This is a genomic window from Kitasatospora sp. NPDC005856 (assembly GCF_040629945.1).
Classification (GTDB): Bacteria; Actinomycetota; Actinomycetes; order Streptomycetales; family Streptomycetaceae; genus Kitasatospora.
This window is the reverse complement of the sequence record NZ_JBEXWT010000020.1, coordinates 37,170-64,069: the sequence shown is the minus strand read 5'-3', so window position 1 is coordinate 64,069 and position 26,900 is coordinate 37,170. Positions and strand designations below refer to the sequence as shown.

At 72.9% G+C, this 26,900-nt stretch carries 25 protein-coding genes; 3 read left to right on the top strand and 22 right to left on the bottom strand.

Annotated elements, in window-relative coordinates:
* Positions 1-40: 40 nt before the first annotated feature.
* The 14 genes from ABZ449_RS15015 to ABZ449_RS14950 all read right to left on the bottom strand — a co-directional run bounded on the left by ABZ449_RS15015 (position 41) and on the right by ABZ449_RS14950 (position 14,285).
* A complete protein-coding gene (locus ABZ449_RS15015) occupies positions 41-367 on the bottom strand; it encodes a putative quinol monooxygenase (protein WP_360345515.1) in 327 nt (108 codons plus the stop codon).
* A gap of 137 nt (positions 368-504) precedes the next feature.
* Entirely contained in the window at positions 505-1,314 is an 810-nt protein-coding gene (locus ABZ449_RS15010; protein ID WP_360345513.1) for a DNA-formamidopyrimidine glycosylase family protein, read from the bottom strand.
* A 147-nt stretch (positions 1,315-1,461) separates the two neighbouring features.
* On the bottom strand, positions 1,462-2,352 hold the full coding sequence (locus ABZ449_RS15005; RefSeq protein WP_360345511.1) for an AAA family ATPase: 891 nt from the start codon (positions 2,350-2,352) through the stop codon (positions 1,462-1,464).
* A gap of 85 nt (positions 2,353-2,437) precedes the next feature.
* A complete protein-coding gene (aroQ, locus tag ABZ449_RS15000; protein WP_360345620.1) occupies positions 2,438-2,866 on the bottom strand; it encodes a type II 3-dehydroquinate dehydratase in 429 nt (142 codons plus the stop codon).
* A gap of 8 nt (positions 2,867-2,874) precedes the next feature.
* Positions 2,875-3,966, bottom strand: a complete 1,092-nt coding sequence (gene aroB, locus ABZ449_RS14995; RefSeq protein WP_360345509.1) for a 3-dehydroquinate synthase — start codon at positions 3,964-3,966, stop codon at positions 2,875-2,877.
* Positions 3,959-4,480 (bottom strand): shikimate kinase, encoded by a 522-nt coding sequence (locus ABZ449_RS14990; protein WP_360345507.1) that lies wholly within the window; start codon positions 4,478-4,480, stop codon positions 3,959-3,961. Before ABZ449_RS14990 ends, aroB begins: the two co-directional genes overlap by 8 nt.
* A complete protein-coding gene (aroC, locus tag ABZ449_RS14985; RefSeq protein ID WP_360345505.1) occupies positions 4,477-5,661 on the bottom strand; it encodes a chorismate synthase in 1,185 nt (394 codons plus the stop codon). The genes ABZ449_RS14990 and aroC overlap by 4 nt, the downstream gene beginning before the upstream one ends.
* A 199-nt stretch (positions 5,662-5,860) precedes the next feature.
* Positions 5,861-6,691, bottom strand: coding sequence for a shikimate dehydrogenase (locus ABZ449_RS14980; RefSeq protein ID WP_360345503.1), 831 nt, complete (start codon positions 6,689-6,691; stop codon positions 5,861-5,863).
* A gap of 34 nt (positions 6,692-6,725) precedes the next feature.
* Positions 6,726-8,636, bottom strand: a complete 1,911-nt coding sequence (gene mltG / locus ABZ449_RS14975) for an endolytic transglycosylase MltG (protein ID WP_360345501.1) — start codon at positions 8,634-8,636, stop codon at positions 6,726-6,728.
* Positions 8,637-8,824: 188 nt separating this feature from the next.
* Positions 8,825-10,093: an endolytic transglycosylase MltG gene (mltG, locus tag ABZ449_RS14970; RefSeq protein WP_360345499.1), complete on the bottom strand. Its 1,269-nt coding sequence runs from the start codon at positions 10,091-10,093 to the stop codon at positions 8,825-8,827.
* A gap of 137 nt (positions 10,094-10,230) precedes the next feature.
* The gene (ruvX, locus tag ABZ449_RS14965) at positions 10,231-10,710 is read right to left on the bottom strand and encodes a Holliday junction resolvase RuvX (RefSeq protein WP_360345497.1); all 480 of its coding nucleotides are present in this window, start codon (positions 10,708-10,710) and stop codon (positions 10,231-10,233) included.
* The gene (gene alaS / locus ABZ449_RS14960; RefSeq protein ID WP_360345495.1) at positions 10,710-13,379 is read right to left on the bottom strand and encodes an alanine--tRNA ligase; all 2,670 of its coding nucleotides are present in this window, start codon (positions 13,377-13,379) and stop codon (positions 10,710-10,712) included. Before alaS ends, ruvX begins: the two co-directional genes overlap by 1 nt.
* Positions 13,379-13,801, bottom strand: coding sequence for a DUF6167 family protein (locus ABZ449_RS14955; RefSeq protein WP_360345493.1), 423 nt, complete (start codon positions 13,799-13,801; stop codon positions 13,379-13,381). The genes alaS and ABZ449_RS14955 overlap by 1 nt, the downstream gene beginning before the upstream one ends.
* Before the next feature lie 4 nt (positions 13,802-13,805).
* Positions 13,806-14,285, bottom strand: coding sequence for a DUF948 domain-containing protein (locus ABZ449_RS14950; RefSeq protein ID WP_359897457.1), 480 nt, complete (start codon positions 14,283-14,285; stop codon positions 13,806-13,808).
* A 302-nt stretch (positions 14,286-14,587) separates the two neighbouring features.
* On the opposite strand from ABZ449_RS14950, the gene ABZ449_RS14945 reads away from it, so the two are divergent.
* Together ABZ449_RS14945 and ABZ449_RS14940 are read left to right on the top strand one after the other, a co-directional pair.
* The gene (locus ABZ449_RS14945) at positions 14,588-16,732 is read left to right on the top strand and encodes a regulator (RefSeq protein ID WP_360345491.1); all 2,145 of its coding nucleotides are present in this window, start codon (positions 14,588-14,590) and stop codon (positions 16,730-16,732) included.
* Positions 16,733-16,780: 48 nt separating this feature from the next.
* Positions 16,781-17,107 (top strand): tetratricopeptide repeat protein, encoded by a 327-nt coding sequence (locus ABZ449_RS14940; RefSeq protein ID WP_360345489.1) that lies wholly within the window; start codon positions 16,781-16,783, stop codon positions 17,105-17,107.
* 99 nt (positions 17,108-17,206) lie between these two features.
* On the opposite strand, the gene rpsD is transcribed toward ABZ449_RS14940, so the two are convergent.
* The 8 genes from rpsD to ABZ449_RS14900 form a co-directional block, all read right to left on the bottom strand.
* Positions 17,207-17,821 carry a 30S ribosomal protein S4 gene (gene rpsD, locus ABZ449_RS14935; protein ID WP_196952100.1) on the bottom strand — a complete coding sequence of 205 codons (615 nt, stop codon included), beginning with the start codon at positions 17,819-17,821 and terminating at the stop codon, positions 17,207-17,209.
* A gap of 310 nt (positions 17,822-18,131) precedes the next feature.
* Positions 18,132-19,589, bottom strand: a complete 1,458-nt coding sequence (locus ABZ449_RS14930) for a replication-associated recombination protein A (protein WP_360345486.1) — start codon at positions 19,587-19,589, stop codon at positions 18,132-18,134.
* A gap of 97 nt (positions 19,590-19,686) precedes the next feature.
* Positions 19,687-20,301, bottom strand: coding sequence for a hypothetical protein (locus ABZ449_RS14925; protein ID WP_360345484.1), 615 nt, complete (start codon positions 20,299-20,301; stop codon positions 19,687-19,689).
* A 133-nt stretch (positions 20,302-20,434) separates the two neighbouring features.
* Positions 20,435-21,253, bottom strand: coding sequence for a polyphosphate kinase 2 (ppk2, locus tag ABZ449_RS14920; RefSeq protein ID WP_360345482.1), 819 nt, complete (start codon positions 21,251-21,253; stop codon positions 20,435-20,437).
* A gap of 147 nt (positions 21,254-21,400) precedes the next feature.
* Positions 21,401-21,907 (bottom strand): N-acetyltransferase, encoded by a 507-nt coding sequence (locus ABZ449_RS14915; RefSeq protein ID WP_360345480.1) that lies wholly within the window; start codon positions 21,905-21,907, stop codon positions 21,401-21,403.
* A gap of 95 nt (positions 21,908-22,002) precedes the next feature.
* Positions 22,003-23,793 carry an aspartate--tRNA ligase gene (aspS, locus tag ABZ449_RS14910; protein ID WP_360345478.1) on the bottom strand — a complete coding sequence of 597 codons (1,791 nt, stop codon included), beginning with the start codon at positions 23,791-23,793 and terminating at the stop codon, positions 22,003-22,005.
* Positions 23,790-25,052, bottom strand: a complete 1,263-nt coding sequence (gene hisS / locus ABZ449_RS14905) for a histidine--tRNA ligase (protein WP_360345476.1) — start codon at positions 25,050-25,052, stop codon at positions 23,790-23,792. The genes aspS and hisS overlap by 4 nt, the downstream gene beginning before the upstream one ends.
* 11 nt (positions 25,053-25,063) lie before the next feature.
* Positions 25,064-25,771 carry an MBL fold metallo-hydrolase gene (locus ABZ449_RS14900; protein WP_360345474.1) on the bottom strand — a complete coding sequence of 236 codons (708 nt, stop codon included), beginning with the start codon at positions 25,769-25,771 and terminating at the stop codon, positions 25,064-25,066.
* 250 nt (positions 25,772-26,021) lie between these two features.
* Between ABZ449_RS14900 and ABZ449_RS14895 the strand changes: the two genes are divergently transcribed.
* Positions 26,022-26,861: a peptidylprolyl isomerase gene (locus ABZ449_RS14895; RefSeq protein WP_360345472.1), complete on the top strand. Its 840-nt coding sequence runs from the start codon at positions 26,022-26,024 to the stop codon at positions 26,859-26,861.
* The last annotated feature ends 39 nt before the right edge of the window (positions 26,862-26,900 follow it).

Here is a 26,900-nt window from a genome sequence, read left to right as displayed (position 1 = left end):
GCCTACGGGCTGGGCACCCGGCCGGAGGGGCACTCGGAGGTCACCGGGGGGTGATCTCGCCCATCTCCGCCCAGCCGTCCATGCCGGGGATCTCGGTCGAGACGATCCGCGGCTTGGCGGCCACCGCGTACGACAGGTCCTCCATGGCCTTGACGAAGTGCGCCGACTCCACGTGCTCCCGGCCGGCCTCGCCGTCGCGGAACGCCTCGACCAGGACGAACTCGTTGGGGTCCTCGACGCTGCGGGACCACTCGAAGAAGAGGTTGCCGGGCTCCTCGCGGGTGGCCCGGGTGAACTCGTCGACCAGACTCAGCCACTCGTCGGCGCGCTCGGGGCGGACCGGGAACTTGACCGTGATGAAGATCATGGGACTTCCTTTCGCTTCACGTTCACACGTGGCCGTGCGGACAGGGGCGCGCGGATCGGCGCGCACCCCGCCCATCGTCGCAGGTCAGAAGGGCTGTCCAGGACACCGGGGCGGCACGCGTCCCGATCGGCTCCCGCTCATGCCGCCTGGCAGCCCGGGCACCAGAAGAGGTTGCGGGCGGCGTGCTCCTCCGTCCGCACGTCGGTGCCGCAGACCAGGCAGGGCATGGCGGCCCGGCGGTAGACGTACACCTCGCCGCCGTGGTCGTCCACCCGGGGCGGGCGGCCCATCGCCTCGGGGGTGTGCTCGGGACGGACGGTGTCGATCCGGCCGGCGGTGACGCCCTCGCGCATCAGGGCGACCAGGTCGGCCCAGAGCGCGTCCCACTCCCGGCGGGTGAGGTCGCGCCCGGCCCGGTGCGGGTCGATGCCGTGGCGGAAGAGCACCTCGGCCCGGTAGACGTTGCCCACCCCGGCCAGCACCTTCTGGTCCATCAGCAGCGCCGCGACGGTCGTGCGGCTGCCCGATATCCGGCGCCAGGCGGCCTCGGGGTCGGCGTCGGCGCGCAGCGGGTCGGGGCCCAGGCGGGCGGCGACGGCGGCCTTCCGAGCCTCGGTGACGAGCGCGCAGGTGTTGGGGCCGCGCAGGTCCGCGTAGCCGTCCTCGTTCTCCAGCCGCAGTCGGATCAGCCCCACCGGCTCGGGCGCCCGACCGGTGCCGAAGGTGAAGCCGCCGTAGAGCCCGAGGTGGACGTGCACCCAGGCGCCCTCCTCGAAGCCGAGGAAGAGGTGCTTGCCGGTGGCCTCCGCGCCGGTGAGCAGCTGCCCGTCGATCACCTTGGCCTCGTCGGCGAACCGGCCCTGCGGGCTGGAGACCCGCACCGGGCGGCCGCCGAAGGCCTTCCGGTTCTCGGTGGCGAGGCGGTGGATGATGTGGCCTTCGGGCACGGGCGTCAGCTCCTCCGGGCGCTGCGACAGGACCCGTCCATCATCGCAGCCGGCGCCGACAGTTCCGCGACGCCGCAGGTCAGCGGGCCGGGGGCGGCAGATCGGCACGCCGGGGAGCGGCCGGTCGGCGGGCCGCGGAGCGGCGGTTCAGCGGACCGGGACGCCCATCAGCCGGGCCAGGATGACGCGGTCCAGCTCGGCGGCCGTCCCGGCGACGTCCAGGTGGGAGTTGTCGATGATCGGCAGCCCGGAGTTGTACCAGCCGGCCATCCGTCCGTGGATGCGGGCCACCTCCTCGTCCCCGAGGCGGCGGTTGCCGCTGCGCCGGGCGTTGCGGCGCAGCACGGAGTCCAGGCTGGGCAGCAGGACGACCGGGATCATGCCGGGGCCGATGTGCCGCTTCCAGCCGCCGAGGCCGATCGCCGGGCGGTCCGGGAAGACGGCGTCGTCGATGATGCAGGAGATGCCGTTGGCCAGGTAGTTGCGGCAGGCGAAGCCGCAGGTGCGGCGGGCCAGCCGGTACTGCGCCTCGGAGGCGTTGTTCCAGCCGGACTGCGGGTTGGCGAAGCCGGACAGCACCCACTCGCGGACGTCGTCCAGGCTGATGTGCGCCGTCGGGGCGGGCTGCCGCTCGGCCCAGTGGCGGGCGACGGTGGTCTTGCCGGCCCCGGCCGGTCCGATCAGCAGGACGGCGATCGGCCCGGTGGGCGTGTGCTGCCGCGACGAGTGGGCGGGCAGTTGGACGGGCGCGCCGGACGGCAGCACGAAGTGTCCGGTGCCGCCTGCGGGCACGGGGGCACTCAGCACGGGGGCGCTCGGCACCGGGGCGCTCGGCACGGAAGCGGCCGCGGGGGCCGGATGCGCGACGGGACCGGCAGCGACGGGGGCCGCGGGGGCGGTGGGCGCCGGCCGGACCGGCGGCGCGGGCGGAGGGGAGAGCTGCGCCCCCGACGACGTCCCCCGTGTCCCGCCCCCCGGCGGCACCGGTGGAGCGACGGGACGCGGCGGGACCTGCCCACCTCCGGCGTACTGCGTCACGGCACCTCCCGACACCTCTCGGCAGGGACACTACACGGCGGCCCGGCGGCGGGCACAGTCCGCCGCCAGGCCACCGCCCGTACCCTCAGCGGGTGGTGAGCTGCTCGGCCAGCGCGCGCAGCGCCAGCTCGTAGGAGCCGAGCCCGAAGCCGGCGATGGTGCCGGAGGCCACCGCGGCGATCACCGAGGTGTGCCGGAAGGCCTCCCGGGCGTACGGGTTGGAGATGTGCACCTCGATCAGCGGCGCGGTGCGCTGGGCGGCGGCGTCCCGCATCGCGTACGAGTAGTGGGTGAACGCGCCGGGGTTGATCACCACCGGCACCTTCCCGTCGGCCGCCTCGTGCAGCCACTCCACCATCTGCTGCTCGGAGTTGGTCTCGTGCACCTCGACCTCGAAGCCGAACTCCTTGCCCAGCGCGGTGCAGCGCTCGACCAGCCCGGCGTACGAGGTGGCGCCGTAGACGTCCGGCTCGCGGCTGCCCAGCCGGCCCAGGTTGGGGCCGTTGAGCACCATCACCCTGGTCACGCCGAGACCTCCGCGTACGCCGCGACCAGCAGCGACGGGTCGGGGCCCTCCAGCACCGAGGTCTTGCCCAGGCCGTCCAGGACGATGAAGCGGATCAGGTCGCCGCGCGACTTCTTGTCGATCTTCATCGCGTCCAGCAGCTTCGGCCAGGCGTCCGCCCGGTAGCTCAGCGGCAGGCCGACCGAGGCCAGCACGGTGCGGTGCCGGTCGGCCGTCTCGTCGTCCAACCGCCCGGCCAGGCGGCCGAGTTCGGCGGCGAAGACCATACCGATGGAGATCGCGGCGCCGTGCCGCCACTTGTACCGCTCGTTGCGCTCGATGGCGTGGCCGAGGGTGTGGCCGTAGTTGAGGATCTCGCGGTGGCCGGACTCCTTGAGGTCCCCGGAGACCACGTCGGCCTTGACCTGGATGGCCCGCCGGATCAGCTCGACGGTGTGCGGCCCGGCCGGGGTCTTCGCGCCCTCCGGGTCGGCCTCGATCAGGTCGAGGATGGCCGGGTCGGCGATGAAGCCGCACTTGATGACCTCGGCCAGGCCGGAGACGTAGTCGTGCTTGGGCACGGTCTCCAGGGTGTCGAGGTCGGCCAGCACGCCCACCGGCGGGTGGAAGGCGCCGACCATGTTCTTGCCCTCGGCGATGTTGATGCCGGTCTTGCCGCCGACGGCCGCGTCCACCATGCCGAGCAGCGTGGTGGGCATCGAGACCCAGCGCACCCCGCGCAGCCAGGTGGCGGCGACGAAGCCGGCCAGGTCGGTGGTGGCGCCGCCGCCGAGGCCGACGATGACGTCACTGCGGGTGAAGCCGGTCTGCCCGAGCACCGACCAGCAGTACGCGGCGACCTCGACGCTCTTGGCGTCCTCGGCGTTGGGCACCTGGAGCACGATGGCCTCGTAGCCCTCGCCGACCAGGTCCTCGCGGATCGCGTCGGCGGTGGCGGTCAGCGCCTCCGGGTGGATGATCGCGACCCGCTTGGCCCGGGTGCCGATCAGCGGCGTCAGCTCACCGAGCAGCTGGTGCCCGATCAGCACGTCGTACGGGTCGTGGCCGGCGCTGCCGCCGACGTGGATCCTGACGGTGGTGTCAGTCATGGGGGGTCTTCAGCTCCAGTGCTTCCAGTACGGCGTCCGCGACCTGCTCCGGGGTGCGCCCGGCGGTGTCGACCACGGCGGTGGCCACCTCCAGGTAGAGGGGGCGGCGGGCCTCCATCAGTTCGCGCCAGCGGGCCCGCGGATTGACGGCCAGCAGCGGGCGCGGGGCGTCCAGGCCGACCCGCTTGACGGCGTCGCCGAGCGGGACCTCCAGGAAGACCACCGGCAGCTCGTGCAGCAGCGCGCGGGTGGCCCCGGCCATCACCGCGCCGCCGCCGAGCGCTAGGACCCCGTCGTGTCCCTCGGCGGCCGCGCGCACGGCCGCCGCCTCCAGCGCCCGGAAGTGCGGCTCGCCCTCGTCGACGAAGATGTCCGGGATGGGCTTGCCGGCCGTCGCCTCGACGTCGGCGTCGGTGTCCCGGAAGCCCACGCCCAGGCGCTCGGCCAGGACCCGCCCGACGGTGGACTTGCCACTGCCGGGCGGGCCGACCAGCACCACGACGGGACTGGTCATCGGATGATCAGGTGGTCGAGGTAGCCCTGCACGTTGCGGCGGGTCTCGGAGACGTTGTCGCCGCCGAACTTCTCGTTCACCGCGTCCGCCAGCACCAGCGCGACCATCGCCTCGGCGACGATGCCCGCGGCCGGGACGGCGCAGACGTCGGAGCGCTGGTGGTGCGCCTTGGCCGGCTCGCCGGTGCGCACGTCCAGGGTCTGGAGCGCCCGCGGCACGGTGGCGATCGGCTTCATCGCGGCGCGCACCCGCAGCACCTCGCCGGTGGACAGGCCGCCCTCGGTGCCGCCGGAGCGGCCGGAGGTGCGCTTGACGCCCTCGGGGGTCGGAACGATCTCGTCGTGCGCCTCGGAGCCCGGCACCCGGGCCAGCTCGAAGCCGTCGCCGACCTCGACGCCCTTGATCGCCTGGATGCCCATCAGCGCGGCGGCCAGCCGCGCGTCCAGGCGGCGGTCCCAGTGCACGTGCGAGCCGAGGCCCACCGGCACGCCGTACGCCAGCACCTCGACCACGCCGCCCAGGGTGTCGCCGTCCTTGTGGGCCTGGTCGATCTCGGCGACCATCGCCTTCGAGGCCTCGGCGTCCAGGCAGCGCACCGGGTCGGCGTCCAGCCGGGCCTCGTCCGAGGGCAGCGGCACCACGCCGGCCGGCGCCTTGGCGGCGGCCAGCTCGACCACGTGGCTGACGATCTCGATCCCGGCCACCTCGCGGAGGTACGCACGGGCCACGGCGCCCAGCGCGACCCGGGCGGCCGTCTCCCGGGCGCTGGCGCGCTCCAGGATCGGCCGGGCCTCGTCGATCGAGTACTTCTGCATGCCGGCCAGGTCGGCGTGGCCAGGCCGGGGGCGGGTGAGCGCCTCGTTGCGGGCCAGGCCCGCCAGCACCTCGGGGTCGACCGGGTCGGCCGACATGACCTGCTCCCACTTCGGCCACTCGGTGTTACCGACCATGATCGCGACCGGGCTGCCCATGGTCAGGCCGTGCCGGACGCCGCCGAGGAAGGTCACCTCGTCCTGCTCGAACTTCATCCGCGCCCCGCGGCCGTAACCGAGCCGGCGGCGCGCCAGCGCGTCGGCCACCACAGCGGTGGTGACCGGTACACCGGCGGGCAGGCCTTCCAGCGTCGCGACGAGTGCGGGGCCGTGCGACTCCCCCGCCGTCAGCCAGCGCAACGTACCCAACGGAGCTCCTTCATCAGCGGACCGGACCTCGGCACCGCCGGGGCCCGCCCCGGGCGTGCCTTGTGCCTGAATCCTTTCATGCCCCAGCAGCACCTGGCGGCACAGTCCGCGTGACGGACAGCAACCGGCCACGATCCGGCCGGGAACCGCCCGGCGGGACGGGGCCCGTGCCCGGAACCCCGGAACCCGGTGCCGGGGCTCAGCGCCCGGCGAGCGCCTTCTCCCCCGCCTCGCGCATCGCCGCCAGGGGCCCGGGCCGGTGCCCGGTGAAGGCCTCGCTCTGCAGCACCGCCTGGTGCACCAGCAGGTCCAACCCGCCCAGGACGGTCGCCCCGCGCCCGGCGCAGGCGGCGGCCAGCGCCGTCGGCCACGGGTGGTACAGCACGTCGAACAGCGCCCCCGGCTCCGCGGGCAGCACGTCGGCGAAGGCGTCGGTCGCGCCGACCGGCGTGGTGGAGACGGTCAGCGGCCGGGCCAGCGCCTCGGCCCCGCGCGCCCAGTCGGCGGTGCGGACGGCCACGCCCAGCCGCTCGCCCAGCTCGCGCATCTCCCGGGCCCGCTCGGCGCTGCGCACGAAGACCGTCACCTCGCCGGTGCAGATCCGGGCGAGCGCGGCCAGCGCCGAGGAGGCGGTGGCCCCGGCACCCAGGACGGCCGCCTCGGGCACCTCGGTGATCCCGCGCTCGCGCAGCGCGTTGACCAGCCCGGGCACGTCGGTGTTGTCCCCGGTGCGCCGGCCGTCGGCGGTGAACACCACGGTGTTCACCGCGTCCACCGCGCGGGCCGTCGCGCTGACCTCGTCGAGCAGCGGGAGGACCGCCCGCTTCAGCGGCATGGTCAGCGACAGCCCGGCCCACTCGGCCTCGTCCAGCGCGTCGACGAACCCGGGCAGCCCGGCCTCGTCGACCTCGAAGCGGTCGTAGCGCCAGCCGTCCAGCCCGAGCGCCGCGAAGGCGGCCCGGTGCAGGTCCGGCGAGAGCGAGTGGGCGATCGGCGAGCCGAGTACGGCCGCCCGGTGCTTGCTGGTCAACGCTGCCTCTCCGCGAACTGTCCTGCGGCCGTGGTCACTTCTTGGTGGTGCAGTGGCCGCGCGCCTCGTCGAAGTTCTGCCCGGCCGACTGGCAGTACTCCTTGACGTTGGCGTAGTGCTCCTTGCTCGTCTCCGCGAACCGGGTGTTGGACGGGGACATCGCGATGAAGTACAGCCACTTGCCGTCCGCCGGGTGCAGCACCGCGGTGAGCGCGTCGTCGCCGGGGTTGGAGATCGGACCGGGCGGCAGGCCCGGGTTGATGTAGGTGTTGTACTTGTTGGACGAGTCGTCCATGTCCTTCTTGTCGAGGTCCTTGCGGCCCAGCGAGTACTGGAGCGTGGTGTCCATGCCGAGCCGGTGGTTGATCTCGCCGCCGGCCGCCAGCCGGTTCTGGATGGTCTTGGCCATCTTGGCGAAGTCCGCCTTGTTGTTGCCCTCGCGCTGGAGGATGCTCGCCTCGATCAGCACCTCGTAGCCGGTCTTCAGCCCCACCGAGGCGGCCTGGGCGTCCAGATCGGCGTACTTCTCGGTGGCGTTCTTCACCATCTGCTTGAGCAGGTCCTCGGGCTTCATGCCGTCGGCGATGTTGTAGCGGGTCGGCCAGAGGAAGCCCTCGATGTTGCCGTTCGCGTACGGCGGCAGGCCGAGGTCGTTGACCTGGGCCTTGGCGACGCCCGCCGTGGTGCCCGGCTGCAGCTTCAGCTTGGTGTCGACGAGGGTGTAGATCTCGGTGGAGTTCTTGCCCTCCGGGACCACGATCGCCGCACCGCCCGCCTGGTCGAGCAGCTCCTTGAGCGCGGCGGCGGCCGGCATCTCCTTCTTCAGGCCGTAGTAGCCGTACTGGATGGTGCCGCACTTGGGCTCGGCGTTGCAGGCCTTGGTGAAAGCGTCGACGCTCTTGACCACGCCGGCGTCCTTCAGCGCCTTGCCGATCTGCCCGCCGACCGCACCCTTCTTGATCTCCACCTGGACGGGGGCGCCGCCCTCGCCGGCGAAGTCCGGCGGCGGGCCGAAGTGGTCCTGGTAGAAGCCGTAGCCCCACCAGCCGGCCCCGCCCATGGCACCGAGCAGCACCAGCGCGACCAGCAGGCAGGCGCCGCCGTTGCGGCGACCCGACTTCTTGCCCTTCTCCTTGCGCTTCTTCTGGGCCTCGCGGGAGTCGTCCTGCTCCCCGAGGAACCCGGCCTCCCCCGCCTCGGCGTGCTCGTCGGGGTAGCCGTCGTCCTCGTGGCGGGCGTCCTCGTGGCCGTCCCACTCGTCCGTCCCGCCCTCGCGCGCGGCACCGACCGGGTCGGCGCCGGCCTCCAGCGCGGCGGCCTCGGCCTCCCAGTCGATCCCGTCCGGGCCGGGGCCGGAGGCCGGCGCGGGCGCCGGGGCCTGCTGCTGGGGTGCCTGCTGCTGCACCGCCGCCTGCTGCTGGGGTGCCTGCTGCTGGGCCGGCTGCTGCGGCCGGGCCTGCTGCTGGGGTGCCTGCTGTCCGCCGGGGAACCCCTGCTGCTGCGGGTAGCCCTGCTGCGGCATCGACGCCTGCTGCTGGGGCATCTGCTGCTGCCCGTACCCCTGCTGCATCGGCTGCGGCTGGGCGTACCCCTGCTGGGGGTAGCCCTGCTGCGGCATCTGCTGGGGGTAGCCCTGCTGGCCGCCCGGGTAGCCCTGCTGCTGCATCGACGCCTGCTGCGGCGCGTGCTGCTGGGGCATCTGCTGCTGCGGGTAGCCCTGCTGCGCCATCATCTGGTGCTGCGTCTGCGGCGTCATCGACTGCTGCGCGTACCCCTGCTGCACGTCCCCGTACGGCTGCTGCTGGGCCGACTGCCCCTGCTGCGGGTACTGCTGCTGCCACTGGCCGTCCTGCTGGCCGGGGACCGGCTGCCGGCCGTCGTACCCGGGATCACCGGGGTGCCACGGCTCGCCCTGGGGGCCGTAGCCCCCACCCAGATCGGTCATCGATCCCCTTAACCGACGGTGACGGCCGGAGGATCAAACCGGCCGTCCGGGACGACGCCGTCCCGGCTGATTCTCGAACCGGCGTGCTAGCGCAGCGCCTGGAGGGAGACGTTACCGTACCGCAGCCTTACCCCCGCCCGGGCGGACGCACCGTCAGTGAGCGATCTCACCGACGGCACACAACACCGTTACGGTGTCCCCGCACCGGAGCCGGCGGGCGCACCGGCCCCGCCCGCGGCCCCCGGAGCGGAGGCCGCCGGGGAGACCGGGCCGGTGGCCTGGGCGCTCTGCTTGGCCGCCGCCCGGTTGGCGTTGAACTCGGCCACGTTGCGTTGCTGCACGTCGAAGCTGTCGGTGAAGCGGGTGTCCCCCGGTTTCACGGTGACGAAGTAGAGCCAGTCCCCCGGCGTCGGGTCGAGCGCCGCCAGGATCGCCTGCCGCCCGGGGTTGGAGATCGGGCTCGGCGGCAGCCCGGTGTGCAGGTAGGTGTTGTACGGGGAGTCCAGTCTGGTGTCGGTCACCGAGGTGTTCAGGGTCGAACGCCCGAGCGCGTAGTTGATGGTGGAGTCCAGCTGCAGGGGCATGCCCTTGGCCAGCCGGTTGTAGATCACCCGGGCCACCTTGCCCATGTCCGCAGTGTTGTCGGCCTCGCCCTGGACCATGGAGGCCACGGTGATCAGCCCGTACACGCTCTGCCCGAGGTTCTGCGCGACCACGGTGGCGTCGTCCCGGCCGAACTCCCTGCCGGCCCGGTCCACCATCTGCTTCAGCAGGTCGAAGGCGGTGGTGCCGTCGGTGACGCTGTACGTCGCCGGGAACAGGTAGCCCTCCGGGCTGCCGTTGGTGAACTCGGGCAGGCCGAGCTCGGCGCCCTGCTCCTGGGCGGTCTTCTGGGCGGTGCCCGCGGGCAGGTTCAGCTTCCGGTCGATGGCCGCGTAGATCTGGTAGCCGCGCCAGCCCTCGGGGATGGTCAGGCCGTTGGCGTTGGCCGGGTCGATCAGGATCGCCAGCGCCGCCGCGGCCGACATCTTCTGCTTCAGCGTGTACGTCCCGGGCTGGATCCGCCCGGCCGCCGCGGCGCTGCCCTTCGCGGCGCGGGTGAAGGCGAGCGAGCTGGCCACCACCCCGTTGCGCACCAGCGCGGAGGCGATCTGGGACAGGCCCGCTCCCTCCGGGACCGAGACCTGCACGCTGCCGGTGCCCTGCCCGGCGAAGTCGGCGGCGGCCGGGGGTTTGCGCTGCGCCTGGAGCCAGGTGTAGCCGGTCAGCCCGATCCCGCCGAACACCGCGATCAGCGCGAGCGCGGTGAGCCCGCAGGCCAGTCCGTTGCGCCGTCGGTGCGGATCCGGCGCATCGAAGCGCGGACGGGGCGCGGACGGCGGACGGCCCTCCGGTTCCAGCACCGGCGCGCCCAGATGCCCGGGCGTGAGCCCCGGATAGAAGTCCTGGTCGGTCATGGCTCGCGCCCCCTCGGCGGTCCCAGATCGATCCGGATCGATACGAATCGATCCAAAACGGATACGGAAGCGAACGAAAAGGGGTCCGTGCGGACGCGTCCGCACGGACCCCTCAACGGGACGTTAGATCAGACCGGTCAGCCGGCCGCCCCGACGCTCTCACCGGGCGGGCGTCCGCTCACCCGTTCGGACTCAAGGGCGGTCTGGAGGATCACCACCGCGGCGGCCTGGTCCACGACCGAGCGGCCCTTCTTCGCCTTGACCCCCGAGGCACGCAGCCCGTGGGTCGCGGTGACGGTCGACATCCGCTCGTCCACCAGCCGCACCGGCACCGGGTAGATCCGGTCGGCCAGCCGGGCCGCGTACGCCCGGACCTTCTCCGCCGCCGGGCCCTCCTTGCCGCTGAGCGAGCGCGGCAGCCCGACGATCACCTCCATCGCGCCGTACTCGTCGACGATGGCGGCGATCCTGGCCTGCGACTTCACCCCGGCCGGAACGGTCTCCACCGGCGTGGCGAGCACCCCGTCGGGGTCGCAGGACGCGACCCCGATCCGGGCGTCCCCGACGTCGACGGCGATCCGCCGCCCACGCCGGAAGGGCCTCTCCTCCTGCTCCATCAGCTGGCGCGCTCCGCGACCAGGCCGCGCACCGCGGCGATGGCCTCGCCGACCGCGGCCGGGTTGGAGCCGCCGCCCTGGGCGACGTCGTCCTTGCCGCCACCGCCGCCGCCGAGGGTCTTGGCGGCGGTCCGGACCAGCTCGCCGGCCTTGATGCCACGGCCGCGGGCGTCCTCGTTGGTGGCGATCACGGTCAGCGGACGGTCGTTCGCCACGGTGAAGGCGGCGACCACGGCCGGGCGCGAGCCCAGGCGGCCGCGCACGTCCAGGACCAGCTTGCGCAGCTCGTCCGCGCCCACGCCGTCGGCGACCTGCGCGGCGACCACGGCGATGCCGTGCACGTCCTCGGCCGAGTCGGCCAGGCCCGCCGCGGCGGCCAGCACCTTCTCGGCGCGGAAGCGCTCGATCTCCTTCTCGGCGTCCTTGAGCTTGGCGAGCATGCCCGAGATCTTCTCCGGCAGCTCCTCCGGGCGGCCCTTGACCAGCTCGGTGAGCTGGGAGACCACGGTGTGCTCACGGGCCAAGAAGCGGTAGGCGTCGACGCCGACCAGCGCCTCGACGCGGCGCACGCCGGAGCCGATCGAGGACTCGCCGAGCAGCTTCACCAGGCCCAGCTGGGCGGTGTTGCCGACGTGGGTGCCACCGCACAGCTCCTTGGAGAAGTCGCCGATGGTGACGACCCGGACCTCGTCGCCGTACTTCTCGCCGAACATCGCGATGGCGCCGGCCTTGCGGGCCTGGTCCATCGTCATGACCTCGGCGCTGACCTCCAGCTCGCGGCCCAGCACGTCGTTGATCTTCTGCTCGACGTCGACCAGCACGCTGCCGGGAACGGCGGCGGGCGAGCCGAAGTCGAAGCGGAAGCGGCCGGGGGCGTTCTCGGAGCCGGCCTGGGCGGCCGTCGGGCCGAGCGCGTCGCGCAGCGCCTGGTGGGTCAGGTGGGTGGCCGAGTGGGCGCGGGCGATCGCCCGGCGGCGCTCGGTGTCGATCGTGGCGTACGCCGAGGCGCCCAGCACGACCTCGCCGAACAGCACCCCGCCGGAGTGCACGATGACGCCCGGGACGGGCTGCTGCACGTCGCGGATCTCCACCACCGCGCCGGACTCCAGCCGGATCCGGCCCTGGTCGGCGAGCTGGCCGCCGCCCTCGGCGTAGAACGGGGTGCGGTCGAGGATGATCTCGACCTCGTCGCCCTCGGAGGCGGCCGGCGCCGGAACGCCGTCCACCAGCAGGCCGACCACGGTGGCCTCGCCCTCGGTCAGGGCGTAACCGGTGAAGAGGCTGGCGCCGGACTTGTCGGCGACCTCGCGGTACGCGGCAACATCGGCGTGGCCCATCTTCTTGGCCTTGGCGTCCGCCTTGGCGCGGTCCCGCTGCTCCTGCATCAGCCGGCGGAAGCCCGCCTCGTCCACCTGGAGGCCCTGCTCCTCGGCCATCTCCAGGGTGAGGTCGATCGGGAAGCCGTAGGTGTCGTGCAGCTTGAACGCCTGCTGGCCGGAGAGCACCACGCCACCGGCCTGCTTGGTCTCGGTGACCGCGACGTCCAGCAGGTTGGTGCCGGCCTTCAGGGTCTGGAGGAAGGCGGCCTCCTCGCCGACGACGACCGTCTCGATGCGCTTGCGGTCGGCCTCCAGCTCCGGGTACTGCGGGGCCATCGCCTTGATCGCGACGTCGATGAGCTCCTTGGCCACCGGCTCGGTGGCGCCCAGCAGGCGCATGTTGCGGATGGCACGGCGCAGGATGCGGCGCAGCACGTAGCCGCGGCCCTCGTTGCCCGGGGTCACGCCGTCGCCGACCAGCATCAGCGCGGTGCGGATGTGGTCGGTGACCACGCGCAGCGAGACGTCCGACTTGTGGTCGGCGCCGTAGGCGTGACCGGTGAGCTCGGCGGCGCGGTCGAGGATCATCCGGCTGGTGTCGATCTCGAAGAGGTTGTCGACGCCCTGCAGGATGGCGGCGAGGCGCTCCAGGCCGAGGCCGGTGTCGATGTTCTTGCTCGGCAGGTCGCCGAGGATCTCGAAGCCGTCCTTCCCGTCGCCGTGGCCGCGCTCGTACTGCATGAAGACCAGGTTCCAGATCTCCAGGTAGCGCTCGCCGTTGACGGCCGGGCCGCCCTCCTCGCCGTACGCGGGGCCGCGGTCGTAGTTGATCTCCGAGCACGGACCGCACGGGCCGGGGACGCCCATCGACCAGAAGTTGTCCTTCATGCCCAGGCGCTGGATGCGCTCCGAGGGCACGCCGATGACGTCACGCCAGATCAGCTCGGCCTCGTCGTCGTCCTTGTAGACGGTGATCCAGAGCTTCTCCTTCTCCAGGCCGTAGCCACCGTCCGCGACGGGCGTGGTGAGCAGCTCCCACGCGAACTTGATGGCTCCTTCCTTGAAGTAGTCGCCGAAGGAGAAGTTGCCGCACATCTGGAAGAAGGAGCCGTGCCGGGTGGTCTTCCCGACCTCCTCGATGTCCAGGGTGCGCACGCACTTCTGGACGCTGGTGGCGCGCGAGAACTGCGGCTTGACCTCGCCCAGGAAGTAGGGCTTGAACGGCACCATGCCGGCGTTGACGAGCAGCAGGGTGGGGTCGTCGGCGACCAGGGACGCCGACGGAACGACGGTGTGGCCGCGCTCCTCGAAGAAGCGCAGCCAGCGGCGGCGGATCTCAGCCGACTCCATTAGTGGTCCTTCCGGTTCGGGGTGCCGCCCCGCGGCGGCAGGGCACGTCGGGGCGTTTCTTCAGTGGTCTGGGGGGTGGTACGGGAGCTGCGGGACGGAGGCAGGGCGGCGGCCGGGCTACCGGGCGCCGCCGAGATAGCTCGGTACTGCGGCTCGCCACGCGGCACGCGGCGGGCGCTGCGGGGCTCCACCACGGCGGTGCCGTGCAGCCCGAGGTCGTCCTTCAGCTGCTCCTCGCGCTCGGCCATGCCGGCCCTCACGTCCTGGGCGAACTGCTTGGCCAGGTCGCCCAGGTGCAGCGCACCGCGGGCCGCGGTGCCGGAGAGGCTTTCGGGGGTGAGCCGCTGCGCCGCCTCGTTGGCCTTCTTCATGGCCCAGACGGTGGCGCCGGCGCCGACCGCCATCCAGAAGATGCGTGCCATGCCGTCAGCCCCTCACCGCGCGCCGGACCCGGGAGAACAGGCCGCTCCTGGGCGCGGTCGCGGCGCGCACCTCGGCCCGGATCAGCCGGGCCAGCTCCTCGCGCTCGCCGGCCTGCGCCGGCACCGGCGGCAGTCCGCCCTGCTGTCGGGCGACGGCCTTGCGCACGCCGTAGCTGAACGCCGCGACCTTCACCAGCGGTCCGCCCAGGGTGGCGGCCACGGTGGAGGAGAGCGCGTTGGCGTTGGCGGCGGCGTCCTGGACGTTGGCGGTGATCTCGTCCACCCGCTCCAGCTGCTCGTTGGCGCTGCGCACCGCGGCGCCCGCGTCGGTCAGCAGCGGGACGGCCTGTTCGGTGACCGCGGAGACCAGGACCGCGGCTTCCTTGAGCACCCGGGAGAGGCGGACCAGCACCACGGCGAGCAGGGTGACCAGGACCGCCCAGAACACGGCGACGAGCAATCCGGCCAGCTCTCCCACGGACACCTTTGCGCGCTCCCTCGCCTTGCAGTTCTTCGAAGGGAACCCTATCGCGCCCACGCTCCATTCCCGGACCGGGTTCTTTCCCCGGCGATCCGGTCGGGTGTGCGATCCGCGCGCGTAACCTGCCGATCGGTCACCTCGTTCTGCCTGGCAGGCCGTCGCCCGTACGGCCCGACGCACGTCCGGACCTCGACCGGTCCGGCCTGGAGCACGGGGAGCAGCCGATGGCCGGGGACTGGAGAGCGCAACCCGGGGAACCCCCGGCGGGGCCGCGGGAGCCGGAGCCCGGTCGGCTGCCGGCCGAGGTGACCGGCTTCGTCGGGCGGCAGGAGGAGCTGGCCGCACTGGCCGCACTGCTGTCCTCGGCCCGGCTGGTGACCGTCACCGGCCCGGGCGGCGTGGGCAAGAGCCGGCTGGCCCTGCGCGCCGCCGCCCGGGCGGCCGGCGCCTTCCCGGACGGCACGTGGCTGGTGGACGTGGCCCCGGTGCAGGACCGGCTGCTGCTCGGCCACGCCGTCCTGGAGGCGCTGCACCTCACCGACGACACCGCCCGTCCACCGCTGGACGTCCTGACCGAGCGGCTGGCGGGTCGGCGCGTGCTGCTGGTGCTGGACGGCTGCGAGCACCTGGTGGAGGCCTGCGCCGAGCTGGCCGACGCGCTGCTGCGGGCGCTGCCCGGCCTGCGGCTGCTGATCACCAGCCGCACCGCGCTGCGGGCCTCCGGCGAGCACCTGCTGCCGGTCGCGCCGCTGCCGGTCGGCCCGGCGCGGCCGGGCGCGCTGCCGGACGCGCTGCCGGACGCGGTACGGCTGTTCGCCGAACGGGCCCGGGCGGTGCTGCCGTCCTTCGAGGTGACGGAGGCCAACGCGGAGGCGGTCGCGCTGCTCTGCCGCCGGCTGGACGGCATCCCGCTGGCCCTGGAGCTGGCCGCCGGCCGGCTGCGCGCACTGTCGGTGGAGCAGGTCACCGCCCGGCTGGACGACCGCTTCCGGCTGCTCACCGGCGGCTCCCGGACGGCCCTGCCCCGGCACCAGACGCTGCGCACGACGATCGGCTGGAGCCATGAGCTGTGCACCGTGCAGGAACGTTTACTCTGGGCCCGCCTGTCGGTCTTCGCCGGCGGTTTCGACCTGGAGGCCGCCGAGTACGTCTGCGCCGGCGAGGGCATCGAGGCCGAGGAGGTCCTCGACCTGCTCGACGAGCTGGTCGCCAAGTCCGTGGTGCTGCGCGAGGACAGCGCCTTCGGCGTGCGCTTCCGTCTGCTGGACACCCTGAGCGAGTACGGCGGCCGGTGGCTGCGCGCCGCCGGCGAGGAGCAGCGGCTGCTGCGCCGCCACCGGGACTGGTACCTGGGCGTCGCCACCTGGGGCGAGGTCGAGTGGTTCGGCCCCCGGCAGGCGGAGACCGCCGAGCGCACCGGGCTCGCCCACGCCGACCTGCGCGCGGCGCTGGAGTTCTCCCTCTCCGAGCCCGGCGAGGAACAGGTCGCCCTGCTGCTGGCCGGCACGCTCTGGTTCTACTGGATCGGCTGCGGCCACCTCGGCGAGGGCCGGCACTGGCTGGACCGCGCGCTCGCGCTGGACCGCGAACCCACCGAGGCCCGGGCCAAGGCCCTCTGGGTGACCGGCTACACGGCCGTCCTCCAGGGCGACCTCGGCTTCGCCCGCCCGGCCCTGGAGGAGTGCCGCCGCCAGGCCCTGGACACCGGCGACGACCGGGCGCTGGCCTACGCCGTCCACCGCCAGGGCTGCGTCGCCCTGGTCGGCGACGACCCCGACCGGGCCGCCGAGCTGTTCGAGGAGGCGCTCTGGCACTACCGGACCATCGGCGAGCTCAACAGCAACGTGGTGATGGCCATGCTGGAGCTGGGTCTGGCCCACCTCTTCCAGGGCGACCTGGACAGCGGCGAGCTCTGGTTCGGCCAGGCCCGCGAGCTGTGCGAGGAGCACGGCGAGCAGTGGGCCTACGGCTACGTGCTCTACGCGACGGCGTACTCGCACTGGCTGGACGGCGCCGTGCAGCCCGCCCGGGCGCTGGCCCGGGAGTGCGTGCGGCTGAACCACCTCTTCCGCGACCTGCTCGGCATCGTGCTGGGCATCGACCTGCTGGCGCTGCTGGAGACCGAGCCGAGCAGACCGGGCCGGCCGGGCGACCTGCGCGAGGCCCGGGTGCTGCAGGGCGCCGCGCACCGGATCTGGCGCACGGTCGGCAACCCGTTCCTGGGTTCGCGGAACTTCTTCGGCCCGCACCAGGAGTGCTCCGAGCGGGCCCGGGCCGGGCTGACCGCCCAGGAGTACGAGGAGTGCTACGAGGCCGGCGCCCGGCTGGACCTGGACGCGGCGGTCACCAGGGCGCTCGGCGGCGGAGGCTCGGCGCAGGGCCCGGAACCGGCGCCGGGGCCCCGGGCGGTGCCGCCCGCACCGGCCTCCTCGCGGGTGCGGAATAGTTGAAACTTGCCGATTGCTTGAGGAGGCAAGGAACTGCCCGGAAGGAGCACCATGGCCGCCCACAACACCGCCAACGAGTACCGCATGGCGAAGTTCTACTTCGATTCCAAGGCGTACACCGACGCCGCCCGCACGCTCGAAGGCGTGCTGGCCGAGGAGCCGACCAACCTCTCCGTCCGGATGCTGCTGGCCCGCAGCTACTTCCACTCGGCCCAGCTCCGCCGCGCCGAGGCCGAGCTGCTGCGGATCCTGGAGGCCGACCCGGCCGAGGACTACGCCCGGCTGATGCTCGGCCGCACCCTGGAGCGCCAGGGCCGCACCGAGGAGGCCCGCCCGCACCTGCGGCTGGCCGCCGCGATGACCGGCGAGACCGTCTGACGGCAGCCGCACGGCGACAGCAGGGAAGAACGGGGCGAGCCCCCGCCGCCTCGAAGAGGCGACGGGGGCTCGCTGGTGTTCGCGAAGAGCGAAGCCGGGTCAGCGCGAGTAGTACTCGACGACCAGCTGCTCGTCACAGATCACCGGGACCTCCTTGCGCTGCGGCGCACGGTCCAGGCGGAAGGCCAGGGCCTTCAGGTTGACCTCGAGGTACTTCGGGGTCTGGCCCTCACCCGCGTAGCCACCCTCACGGGCGACCTGGAAGGGGACCTTCTCCTTGGAGCGCTCGCGGACGGTCACCACGAAGCCCGGCTTCATCTGGAACGACGGCTTGTTGACCTTGCCACCGTTGACCTCGATGTGGCCGTGGACGACCATCTGGCGGGCCTGGTAGATGGTGCGGGCGATGCCCGAACGCAGCACCAGCGAGTCCAGACGGGTCTCCAGCTCGGCGACGAGCGCCTCACCGGTCTTGCCCTCGGCCTTCTTCGCGCGGTCGAACGCACGCGACAGCTGCTTCTCGCTCAGGTCGTACTGGGCGCGGAGACGCTGCTTCTCGAGCAGACGGACCTTGTAGTCCGAGTTCTGCTTGCGGCCACGGCCGTGCTGGCCGGGCGGGTACGGGCGGGCCTCGAAGTACTTGACGGACTTCGGGGTCAGCGGCACACCGAGCGCGCGCGCGATCTTGACCTTGGGACGCTTCTGGTTCGCCATGAACCAAACCTTCCTTGCTTACGAATACGGCTTCACCAGGTGTTGACGGAGGTCGCATGTCGCGACCCGGAGAAAACCCCGCCGCCTGCGCGATGGGATCAGCCGCTCTCCGGAGCCGGGCACGAGATGTGCTGGTCACACGAAGGGCCCGGAAGCCGGGCCGTCCGCGACACCGAAACGGTGCGCGACGCTCCTGGTGCGGGCCTCCCGGGGGAGGCCTACCGCCGATGCCCCGCTGGTGCGGCCGGTCGGTGGGGTCTCCCCCGCCGCCGTCCCGGGACATGGCACTCCGACCGAGTATAGCCGTCGATCAGTCGGCCTTTTCCCCGGGCTTCGGGTCGGGCTTCCCGGCCGGCTTCCGGTCCGCCTTCGGTTCCGGCTTCGGTTCCGGCTTCCGGTCGGCCTGCTTCTCGCTCCTGCGCTCCCCCCGCAGCCGCCCGCGCGTCCACTCCACCACGTCCGCGTACCGGGCCTCGCCGCCGCGCCTGGTCGGCTGGTAGTACTCCCGGCCGTGCACGGCGTCCGGCGCGTACTGCTGGGTGGCGATGCCCTCCGGCAGGTCGTGCGGGTACTGGTAGCCCTTGCCGTGGCCGAGCTTGCCCGCGCCGCCGTAGTGCGCGTCCCTCAGGTGCGACGGCACGGCGCCCGCCAGGCCCTGCCGGACGTCCGCCAGCGCGGCGTCGATCGCGAGGTAGGCGGCGTTGGACTTGGGTGCCAGGGCCAGCGCGATGGCCGCCTGGGAGAGGATGATCCGGGCCTCCGGGAAACCGATCAGGGCCACCGCCTGGGCCGCCGCCACCGCCGTCTGCAGGGCCGTCGGGTCGGCCAGGCCGACGTCCTCGCTGGCCGAGATCATCAGTCGGCGGGCGATGAACCGCGGGTCCTCCCCCGCCTCGATCATCCGGGCCAGGTAGTGCAGGGTGGCGTCCACGTCGCTGCCGCGGATCGACTTGATCAGCGCGCTCGCCACGTCGTAGTGCTGGTCGCCGTCCTTGTCGTAGCGCACCGCCGCCTGGTTGACGGCCGTCTCGGTGGTGGCCAGCGTGATGCTCGACTCACCCTTCTCCAGCGCCGCCCCGGCCGCCGCCTCCAGGGTGGTGAGCGCCCGCCGGGCGTCCCCGCCGGCCAGCCGCACCAGGTGGTCCTCGGCCTCCGCGGACAGCTCCAGCGCGCCCTCCAGGCCGCGCTCGTCGGCCACCGCGCGGCGCAGCAGCGCCCGGATGTCCTCGTCGGTCAGCGACTCCAGGGTGAGCAGCAGCGAGCGGGACAGCAGCGGGGAGATCACCGAGAAGTACGGGTTCTCCGTCGTCGCCGCGATCAGGGTGACCCAGCGGTTCTCCACGGCCGGCAGCAGCGAGTCCTGCTGGGCCTTGGAGAAGCGGTGGATCTCGTCCAGGAAGAGCACCGTCTCCCGGCCGGACATCCCGACCGCCCGCCGGGCGCCGTCGATCACCGCCCGGACCTCCTTGACCCCGGCGGTGATCGCGGACAGCTCGACGAAGCGGCCCTCGACCGCCTGGCTGATCACGTGCGCCAGAGTGGTCTTGCCGGTGCCGGGCGGCCCCCAGAGGATCACCGAGCTGGTCGCCGCCGGGCCGCGCGAGCCCGCGACCAGCCGGCGCAGCGGCGAGCCGGGCTTCAGCAGCTGCCGCTGCCCGGCCACCTCGTCCAGGGTGCGCGGACGCATCCGTACGGCCAGGGGCGCCCGGCCGGGCTCCCTGGTCTGGCGTTCCTCGGCTGCGGCGGTGAAGAGGTCCGGTTCGTCCACACCGGAAGCCTATGCGAGGCCCCGGACAGCCCGTCGCGCCGCGGACGGCCGCGGCCGCGCGACGGCGGCCGGGGCGCACGGCTCCCGCGGCTCGCGGCTAGCTCGGCGGGCGCCGGTCCAGCTGGACGACGTCGAACTCCTCCAGCGACCGGACCGACACGCCGGCCGCGGCAGTGATCCTGGCCCGCGCCTCGGCCTGGGCGCTGCGGGAGGCCGCGGAGGTGGCCTGGTCCCGGAAGATCGTCCCCACCGAGGCCCGGCCCCGGTCCCGCTGGATCAGCAGGGCACCGCCCACGAAGCCGTCCATCCGCTCCAGCATCGGCAGGGCCTGCTCCCGGAACAGCTCGACCAGCCGGTCGGCCGACGCGGGGTCGAAGTCGGCCCGGACCAGCCGGAACCGGGCCCCCGGCCCGCCCTCGCCGGGCGGGGCGAAGGCCGCCGCCTCCCAGACGTCGACGGCCGCCGTGCCGGCGAACGGGGTCAGCAGCTCGCCGCGCCGCGCGCCCAGCTTCGCGTCGCTGTCCCGCTCGGCCTGGACGGTGTCCCACCAGGAGCCCATCGTGAAGACCCCCAGCTCGCGGTTGGCGAAGAGCCCGTAGCCCCGGTAGCCGGGCTCGGCGGAGAGCAGGCCGACGGCCTCCTCGACGAAGCCGTCGAGGGTCCGGCCGAGGCGGGCCGGGTCGCCGGTGAAGTAGCCGGTGCGCACGTACATGGGCGGGTCTCCTGACGTCCGGCGGACGCCGGGTCGGGCGCCCGCGCCGGGGTGGCACGTCCATCGCACGGCCCCGCCCGGGCGGCGGCAACGCCACGCGTCCGTTCGGACGACCCGCCGGCCCGCCGGCCCGCTACTCGAGCCCGGCGGCGTGGTCCGGGACGTACTTCTGCAGGTCGCGCGGCGGCCGCTGGTAGCCGCGCGAGGCCGGGCGGGGAGGCAGTTTGACCTGCGGCGCCTTGACCTCGCGGTAGGGCACGGTGGACAGCAGGTGGGCGATCATGTTGATCCGGGCCCGGCGCTTGTCGTCGCTCTCCACCACGTGCCAGGGCGAGTCCGGGATGTCGGTGTGGAGGAACATCTCGTCCTTGGCCCGCGAGTAGTCCTCCCAGCGGGTGATCGACTCGACGTCCATCGGGGAGAGCTTCCAGCGCTTCATCGGGTCCTCCAGCCGGTCCCGGAAGCGCCGCTCCTGCTCGGTGTCGCTCACCGAGAACCAGTACTTGCGCAGCAGGATGCCCGACTCGATCAGCATCCGCTCGAAGGTCGGGCACTGGTGCAGGAACTGCCAGTACTCCTCGTCGCTGCAGAAGCCCATCACGCGCTCGACGCCCGCGCGGTTGTACCAGCTGCGGTCGAACAGCACGATCTCCCCGGCGGCCGGAAGGTGCTCGACGTACCGCTGGAAGTACCACTGGGTCTTCTGCCGCTCGGTCGGCGTGGGCAGCGCCGCGACCCGGGCGATGCGCGGGTTCAGGTACTCCGTCACCCGCTGGATCGCTCCGCCCTTGCCCGCGGCGTCGCGCCCCTCGAAGACCACCACCAGCCGGGCGCCCTCGACCCGCACCCACTCCTGGAGCTTCACCAACTCCTGTTGGAGCCGCAGCAGCTCCCGCTCGTACGGCCTCCTGGCCAGTTTCTCCGGCTGTCCGGCCCGCTGCTGCTCGGCCACCCTCGGGTCCTCCGTTCGGTCGAATGCTGATGAGCACTCACCGTAGGCGCCGGGGGCCTGATCCGCAGGTCGGCGGGGCCGTGGCGACCGGACCGGTCTCGTGGACCGGCCCCGGGAGAGGCGCCCGAGGGAGAGGCGCTGGTGCCGTCAGACCGCGACGAAGGGCTCGGGGTAGCGGCAGAGCCCGCGCGGGGCGCCGTCGTACGCCGCCAGCGGCAGCGCCTGGAAGTACTCCTCCGGCACCTCGAACGGGCCGGTGACCTCGTGCCGCCCGGCCGGCGCGAAGCCGAACCGGCCGTAGTACTCCGGATCGCCGAGGACGACCACGAGCTTCTCGCCCGCGTCCTCGGCGGCCGCCAGCGCGGCCCGGACGACCAGCTCGCCGACGCCCCGGCGCTGCCACTCGGGCGCCACGGCGACCGGTGCGAGCGCCAGCCCCTTGCCGCCGCCGACCCGCAGCCGGGTCAGCAGCGCGTGGCCGATCACCAGCCCGGTCTCGTCGACCGCCACCACGGACAGCCCGGGCAGCCAGGCGGGATCGCGGCGCAGCGCGTCCACCAGGTCGGCCTCGTCCGGGCCGGGGAACGCGGCCATGTGGACGCGTCTGGTCGCCGGGGCATCATCCGGACATTCGACCCTGGTTGTGACCTTCATGAGTCAACCCTCCCTGTGTCACACATCGTTGTGGACCGGCCCCGGACAGCGGGTGGGCTGTCCGGGGCCGTTGCAGGTTAGCGGATGACGCGACGTCAGGACTTGGGCTGAGCCTCGCCCTTGGCGTCCTCGCGGACCTTCGGCTGCGCGTCCACGCCGGCCTCGCGGCGCTGCGCCGGGGTGATCGGGGTCGGGGCGCCGGTCAGCGGGTCGCCGCCGGTGGACGTCTTCGGGAAGGCGATGACGTCCCGGATGGTGTCGTACCCGCCCAGCAGCGTGACGATGCGGTCGAGACCGAAGGCGACACCACCGTGCGGCGGCGGGCCGTAGTTGAAGGCATCCAGCAGGAAGCCGAACTGCGAGGCCGCCTCCTCCTCGGAGAGGCCGATCGCGTCGAACGCCCGCTTCTGCACGTCGCGCTGGTGGATACGGATCGAACCGCCGCCCAGCTCCGAGCCGTTGAGGACCAGGTCGTAGGCGTTGGACAGGGCCGAGCCCGGGTCGGTGTCGAAGGTGGCCAGCGACTCCGCGGTCGGGGCGGTGAAGGGGTGGTGCACCGCGTGCCAACCCTGGAACTGGCCCTTGTCGTCCTCGATCGGCTCGAACATCGGGAAGTCGACGACCCAGAGGAAGGCCCACTTGGACTCGTCGATCAGCTCGCAGCGGCGGCCGATCTCCAGACGGGCGGCGCCGAGCAGCTCCTGCGAGGCGCGCTCCTTGCCGGCCGCGAAGAAGACCGCGTCGCCGTTCTTGGCGCCGACGGCGGCGGCGAGGCCGGCCAGGTGCTCCTCGGAGAGGTTCTTGGCGACCGGGCCGCGCAGCTCGCCGGTCTCGGCGTCGATGAGGACGTAGGCGAGGCCCTTGGCGCCGCGCGCCTTGGCCCAGTCCTGCCAGGCGTCCAGCTGCTTGCGCGGCTGCGAGGCGCCGCCGGGCATGACCACGGCGCCGACGTACGGGGCCTGGAAGACGCGGAACTCGGTGCCCTTGAAGTACTCGGTCAGGTCGGTGAGCTCCTGGCCGAAGCGGACGTCCGGCTTGTCCGAGCCGTAGCGGCCCATGGCGTCCGCGTAGGTCATCCGCGGCAGCGGGTTCGGGACCTCGTAGCCGTGGACCTCGCGCCAGATGGCGCCGATGATCTTCTCGCCGAGGGCCAGGACGTCCTCCTGGTCGACGAACGAGGCCTCGATGTCCAGCTGGGTGAACTCCGGCTGCCGGTCGGCGCGGAAGTCCTCGTCGCGGAAGCAGCGGGCGATCTGGTAGTAGCGCTCCATGCCGGCCACCATCAGCAGCTGCTTGAACAGCTGGGGCGACTGCGGCAGGGCGTACCAGTGACCGGGCTGCAGGCGGACCGGGACGAGGAAGTCGCGGGCGCCCTCGGGGGTGGAGCGGGTGAGGTACGGCGTCTCGATGTCGAGGTAGTCGTTCTCCTCCATCACCCGGCGGATGATGTTGTTGACCTTGGAGCGCAGGCGCAGGCCCTTGGCCGGGCCCTCGCGGCGCAGGTCCAGGTAGCGGTAGCGCAGCCGGACCTCCTCGTTGACCGTGCCCGGCTCGTACTCGGCGACCGGGAAGGGCAGCGGGGCGGCCTCGGAGAGCACCTCGATCTCGCTGACGACGACCTCGACGGCGCCGGTCGGGATGTCCGGGTTCTCGTTGCCCTCGGGGCGGACCCGGACGTCGCCGACGACCTTGACGCAGTACTCGGCGCGCAGGCCGTGCACCGAGTCGAGGTCGCGGACCACGATCTGCACGGTGCCGGAGGCGTCGCGCAGGTCGATGAAGGCGACGCCGCCGTGGTCGCGGCGGCGGGCGACCCAGCCGGCCAGGGTGACGGTGGTGCCTGCGTGCTCCGGGCGGAGCGTGCCCGCGTCGTGCGTGCGGATCACAGCTGCTTCTCCTTCAGGGTGGTGACGAGTGCGTCGAGGGCGACGGGGGTCTGTTCGCCGGTGCTCATGTCCTTGAGCTGGACGACGCCCTCGGCGAGGTCCCGGTCCCCGGCGATCAGGGCGAAGCGGGCGCCGGACCGGTCGGCGGACTTCATGGCGTTCTTGATGCTCTTGACGCCGAAGGCGAGGTCGGTGGCCACGCCGGCCCGGCGCAGCTCGACCACCTTGGCGAACAGGACGTTCTTGGCCTCCTCGCCGAGCGCGACGGCGTAGACGGAGGTGGCGGCCGGCAGGTCGAGGTCCACGCCCTCGGCCTCCAGGGCCAGGTAGGTGCGGTCCACGCCGAGGGCCCAGCCGACGGACGGCAGCGCGGGGCCGCCGATCATCTCGGACAGGCCGTCGTAGCGGCCGCCGCCGCCGATGGCGGACTGGGAGCCGAGGCCGTTGTGCACGAACTCGAACGTGGTGCGGGTGTAGTAGTCCAGGCCGCGGACCAGCTTGGGGTCGTCGACGAAGGCGACACCGTTGGCGGTGAGCAGCTCGCGGACCTTCTCGTCGTACGCCTTGCACTCCTCGCACAGGAAGTCGCGCAGCATCGGGGCGTCGGTGAGCTGGGCCTGCACGGACTCGCGCTTGTCGTCCAGGACGCGCAGCGGGTTGATCTCGGCGCGGCGGCGGGTGTCCTCGTCCAGGTCCAGGCCCGCGAGGAACTCGATCAGGGCGGTGCGGTAGACCGGGCGGCACTGCTTGTCGCCGAGGCTGTTGAGCAGCAGCGAGTAGTCGCGCAGGCCCAGCGAGCGGAAGGCGTCGTCGGCCAGGATGATCAGCTCGGCGTCCAGCGCCGGGTCCTCGGCGCCGATCGCCTCGGCACCGACCTGGGAGAACTGGCGGTAGCGGCCCTTCTGGGCGCGCTCGTAGCGGTAGTACGAGCCGGAGTACCAGAGCTTGACCGGCAGGTTGCCCTGCTTGTGCAGGTTGGCCTGGAGGGCGGCGCGCAGCACCGAGGCGGTGCCCTCGGGGCGCAGCGCCAGCTCGTCGCCGCCCTTGGTGGTGAGGGTGTACATCTCCTTGGTGACGATGTCGGTGGACTCGCCGACGCCGCGGGAGAACAGCTTCACGTCCTCGAAGACCGGGGTCTCGACGTAGCCGTAACCGGCCCGGCGGGCGGGCGCGGCGATGCGCTCGCGGATCGCCAGGAACGTCGCGGAGCTGGGGGGCAGCAGGTCGTAGGTGCCCTTGGGGGCGGTGAAGGTGCTCAACTTCTCTTCCGTCACATTCCTCGTCGGGGGAAAGCCGGGGCGCCGGCCGCCCCTGCTGCCTGTCGGAGGTAGGGGTTGGTGGCGCGCTCGCGGCCGATGGTGGTCTGACCGCCGTGGCCGGAGAGGACCACGGTGGAATCGTCGAGGGGCAGGCACACCCGGGCCAGCGAGTTCATGATCGCCTCGCTGTCCCCGCCCGGGAGGTCGGTACGCCCGATGGAGCCGGCGAACAGCAGGTCGCCCGAGAACAGCACCGGGGGGAGGTCCTCGGCACCGGGCGTCCGGAAGGTCACCGACCCCCCGGTATGGCCCGGGGCGTGGTCCACGGTGAGCTGCAGGCCGGCCAGCTCCAGCACGCTGCCGTCGGTGAGCTCGCGCACGTCGTCGGGCTCACCGACGGTGAGCTCGCCCATCAGCTGGGTGCCCAGGGAGCGGCCGAGCGCCTTCTCCGGGTCGGACATCATGTACCGGTCCTCGGGGTGGATCCAGGCCGGGACGCCGCGGGCGCCGCAGACCGGGACCACCGAGGCCACGTGGTCGATGTGGCCGTGGGTGAGCAGCACGGCGACGGGCTTCAGCCGGTGCTCGCGGACCATCTCCTCGACGCCGCGGGCCGCCTGGTGGCCGGGATCGACGATGACGCACTCCTCACCGGCCGCCGGAGCGACCAGGTAGCAGTTGGTGCCCCAGGCTCCAGCGGGGAATCCGGCGATGAACACGCGCGTCCTTCGGGTGTGCGGCGGGCGGCTGCGGCGGCTACCAGTGGTGATTGCTGCCAGTGGTGATGTAGGTGCAGCCTACCGGCGCCCCGGGTCCGGTTGCGAACCAGATAGGGGTGACGGGGCACGGCGGCCCGGCAGGTTCACCGGGTTCTTACAGGCCCGGTCCCTACACTTGGCCGCCGAGGGATGCGATGATCCGCTCCGGAATCCATCCACTTTTCCCGCACATCCGTAGGAGACACGGCCGGTGGTCAGCAGCGAACAGCGGCGGCGGCAGCTCGCCCGAGAGAAGTACGAGCGCCAGATGGAGCGCCGGGTCGCGGCCCAGTCCGCGCGCAGGCGGCGCAACACGATCCTGGGCACCTCGCTCGCCGTCGTGGTGCTGGCGGGCGGTGGCACCCTGATCGCCACCGGCGCGTTCAGCTCGGACGAAAAGGCCGACAAGAAGACGAACAGCGCCCAGGCGGCGCCGACCTCCACCGAGGAGCCGACCACCCCGACCCGCAAGCCGGTCGAGGGCTGCGCCGCCCCGGCGCCGGGCGCGCCCAACGGCAAGCAGTGGCAGGCCGAGCCGCCCATGACGATCGACGCGAGCGGCTCGTACGCCATGACGCTGGACAGCAACTGCGGCAAGGTGACGATCGCGCTGGACGCGGCCAAGGCGCCGCACACCGTGAACTCCTTCGCCTTCCTGGCCGGCGAGAAGTACTTCGACCACACCAAGTGCCACCGCCTCACCACCGACGGCATCTTCGTGCTCCAGTGCGGCGACCCGACCGCCAGCGCGACCGTCCCGGGCGGCACCGGCGGCCCCGGCTACAAGTTCGCGGACGAGAACCTGGCCGGCGCGACCTACCCGGCCGGCACCGTGGCGATGGCCAACTCCGGCCCGGGCACCAACGGCAGCCAGTTCTTCCTGGTCTACAAGGACACCAAGCTGCCGCCGAACTACACCCCCTTCGGCAAGATCACCGAGGGTCTGGACGCGGTACAGAAGATCGCCGCCGCGGGCACCCTGGAGGGCTCGCCGGACGGCCACCCGATGGCCGACGTCACCTTCAACACCGTTACGGTGGCGAAGGGTTGACCCATCCCGGGGCCGTGTGGGGGCGGCGTGCGCGCCGCC